Origin of the sequence: Cryobacterium sp. 10I1, assembly GCF_035019805.1 — a bacterium.
Classification (GTDB): domain Bacteria; phylum Actinomycetota; class Actinomycetes; order Actinomycetales; family Microbacteriaceae; genus Cryobacterium; species Cryobacterium glucosi.
On the sequence record NZ_JASJVF010000362.1, the window covers coordinates 1 to 2,464 of the forward strand.

The following is a 2,464-nucleotide window of genomic DNA, read 5'->3' on the forward strand; positions in this document are numbered from 1 at the left end:
CGCCCAGGCGTCCTGAACGGTCTCGATGAGCTCGTCCTCCGTCTCCGGCGCGAGCAGGAACAGCGGTCGCCCGCCGGTGCGGATCGTGGTGAGGTCGGCGAACGTCGTCGGCGCAGCATCCGCCGGCACCATACCGGCGGTCACGCCGTGCCCGGCGTCCGTTTCGGCCTGCCCGGACGCGGGCGCCGACGCTGGTGCGGGCACCGAACCGAAAGCGGGGTCCGTCATCGGGGGCCTAGGCGAGCGAGACGCGTGCCTGCGCCTTGCCGAGGACGGTCTGGTCGTTCGCGGTGACCGTGAGGTCGATGCGCACGATGCCGGCATCCGCTTCGATGCGGCCGACCTTCGCGACCACGGACACGACGGCGCCGAGCGTGGGATCGACGAGCACCGGGCGGGTGAAGCGCACCTGGTAGTCGATGACGCGGGCGGGGTCGCCGGCCCAGTCGACGACGGGTTGCACGGCGAGGCCCATCGTGAGCATGCCGTGGGCGAGCACGCCGGGCAGGCCGACGGAGACGGCGACGTCGTCGCGGTAGTGAATGGCGTTGAAGTCACCGGATGCCCCGGCGTACCGCACGAGGGAATCGCGCGTCAGCGGGAAGAGGCCGGTGGCGACGATCTGGCCGAGGGTGAGCTCATCGAGTGCGGGCGTGGCCGCGGGTTCCTGGGTCATTCGTCTCCCCTGACGACGAGGGTGGATGTCGCGGTGACGACGTGGGCGCCGGTCGCGTCGACGACGCGGGACTCCGCTGTGACCATCGAGTGGCCGCCGAGGCTCTTCACGCTTGCGACGGAGAGGGTGGCGGTCAGTTCGTCACCGGCGACGATCGGGCGGCTGAAGGTGAAGCGCTGCTCGCCGTGCACCACGCGGCTGAAGTCGATGCCGCCGTCGGGCTCGGCGAGGAGCTGGGCGAGGGTGGCCTCCTGGACGACGACCGCGAAGGTCGGCGGGGCGACGACGTCGGCGTAGCCGGCCGCTCGGGCGGCCGCCGGGTCGTGGTTGATCGGGTTGCGCGCGAAGACGGCACGGGAGAACTCCCGCACCTTCTCCCGACCGACGAGATAAGGGGCGACGGGCGGGAAGACCCGGCCCTGCAGTTCGGGGTTGACAGACACACGAGGAGTTTACCGGGCAGACTGGATCCGTGGAATTTGTACGCGTACGCCTGACCGACGCCGAAGTGGTCCCCCTGTTGAGCGATCTCAATCGCGAATACACGCTGCGGTACGGCGGCGGCGATGACGTTCTCGAGGACAAGGCCGCGGATTTCGCGGCACCCGATGGCGGGTTCATCGTGCTGCGCGAGGGCGACGTGACCGTCGCGGGCGGCGGCATCCGTCGGTTCGATGCCGACACCTGCGAGGCGAAACGCCTGTGGACAAGCCCCGCCTACCGCAGGCAGGGGTACGCCGCCGCGGTTCTCGGCGCGCTCGAAGACCTCGCCCGCGAGCTCGGCTACTCCCGACTGCGCCTCGAAACGGGCTACCGGCAGCCGGAGGCTCTCGCCATGTACCGCAGCCTCGGCTACACCGAGATCGGCAACTACGGCGTCTACGAGCATGCGACCGGCTTCGAGCGGATGCTGGGCGCACGCACGATGTGACGCGGCCGTAGTGGCCCCGTGGCCTCCCGGGCAGTACCGTGGGGAGTGCTATGCATAACAAATTAGAGCCACACCCCGACCTTCCCATCGACCTTCCGACGGCCGAGCGCATCCACGCGGCCGTCGAGCACTACGGCGAGACCGCGGTGGTCGACAGTTCCGTGGCCTTGTTGCGCGCCAAGAACGCCGGCAAGGACTTCCTTCTGTACGCCGGCGGCCGCCACGCGCTCGGCATTCTCGAGGGCGCCCCTGCGCTGTACTGGCCCGAGCTCTGGGGCGCGCGTGCGCTGCTCTACGTCTGGGGAGAGTCGGCCGCGCCGTACATCGTCGTCGGGCTGAACAACCAGGCCTGGCGGGTGCGCGAGATGTGCGCCCGCGTCGTGCAGCTGCGCGAGCTGCAGGTCGCCCCGAAGCTCGTGCGTCTCACGACGGACGAGGTGCCGCGCGTGCGCGCCGCCGCCCTGCACGCGCTCGCCGCCCAGGGCACCGAGGAGAACCTCCCCACGATCGTGCAGCGCCTGCGCGACCCCGACAAGGAGGTGCGCCGCGCCGCCCAGCAGGCCCGCGATGTGCTGCAGGAACGCTGGCAGCTGTCCCGCGACCCGAGCCAGGGCGAAGAACAGACCCACGGCACGAAGCACAGCCACGGAACGAAGCACAGCCACCCCGAGCGCTGACCCCAGCCGCGGGCGGGTAACATCGCGCTGGTGACGGATGCGGGGCACGCCCGCAGCAACAGGGGGTCGGATGTACCAGCGCTTCATCGCCATGGGCGACAGCTTCACCGAGGGGGTCGGCGACCTCGAACACATGCGGCATGTTGTGGCTGATCAGGATGACCGGGATGCCCCGGTCGC

General features: G+C 70.4%; 4 protein-coding genes and 1 pseudogene. 2 read left to right on the forward strand and 3 right to left on the reverse strand.

Annotated elements, in window-relative coordinates:
* The 3 genes and pseudogenes from QN345_RS17970 to QN345_RS17980 all read right to left on the reverse strand — a co-directional run.
* Positions 1-228 (reverse strand): annotated as a pseudogene (locus QN345_RS17970) (hypothetical protein); the annotation flags it as partial.
* Between the two features lie 7 nt (positions 229-235).
* Entirely contained in the window at positions 236-676 is a 441-nt protein-coding gene (locus QN345_RS17975; RefSeq protein ID WP_134560347.1) for a MaoC family dehydratase, read from the reverse strand.
* On the reverse strand, positions 673-1,119 hold the full coding sequence (locus QN345_RS17980) for an FAS1-like dehydratase domain-containing protein (protein ID WP_134446663.1): 447 nt from the start codon (positions 1,117-1,119) through the stop codon (positions 673-675). Before QN345_RS17980 ends, QN345_RS17975 begins: the two co-directional genes overlap by 4 nt.
* Before the next feature lie 29 nt (positions 1,120-1,148).
* Between QN345_RS17980 and QN345_RS17985 the strand changes: the two genes are divergently transcribed.
* Positions 1,149-1,607: a GNAT family N-acetyltransferase gene (locus QN345_RS17985; protein WP_134560349.1), complete on the forward strand. Its 459-nt coding sequence runs from the start codon at positions 1,149-1,151 to the stop codon at positions 1,605-1,607.
* A gap of 50 nt (positions 1,608-1,657) precedes the next feature.
* Positions 1,658-2,284 (forward strand): HEAT repeat domain-containing protein, encoded by a 627-nt coding sequence (locus tag QN345_RS17990; RefSeq protein ID WP_134446661.1) that lies wholly within the window; start codon positions 1,658-1,660, stop codon positions 2,282-2,284.
* Positions 2,285-2,464 lie beyond the last annotated feature (180 nt).

What these genes read in the sequence shown, in the direction of transcription:
- QN345_RS17975 (WP_134560347.1), bottom strand. Translation starts at nt 676, where the DNA reads ATGACCCAGGAACCCGCGGCCACGCCCGCACTCGATGAGCTCACCCTC.
- QN345_RS17990 (WP_134446661.1), top strand. Translation starts at nt 1,658, where the DNA reads ATGCATAACAAATTAGAGCCACACCCCGACCTTCCCATCGACCTTCCG.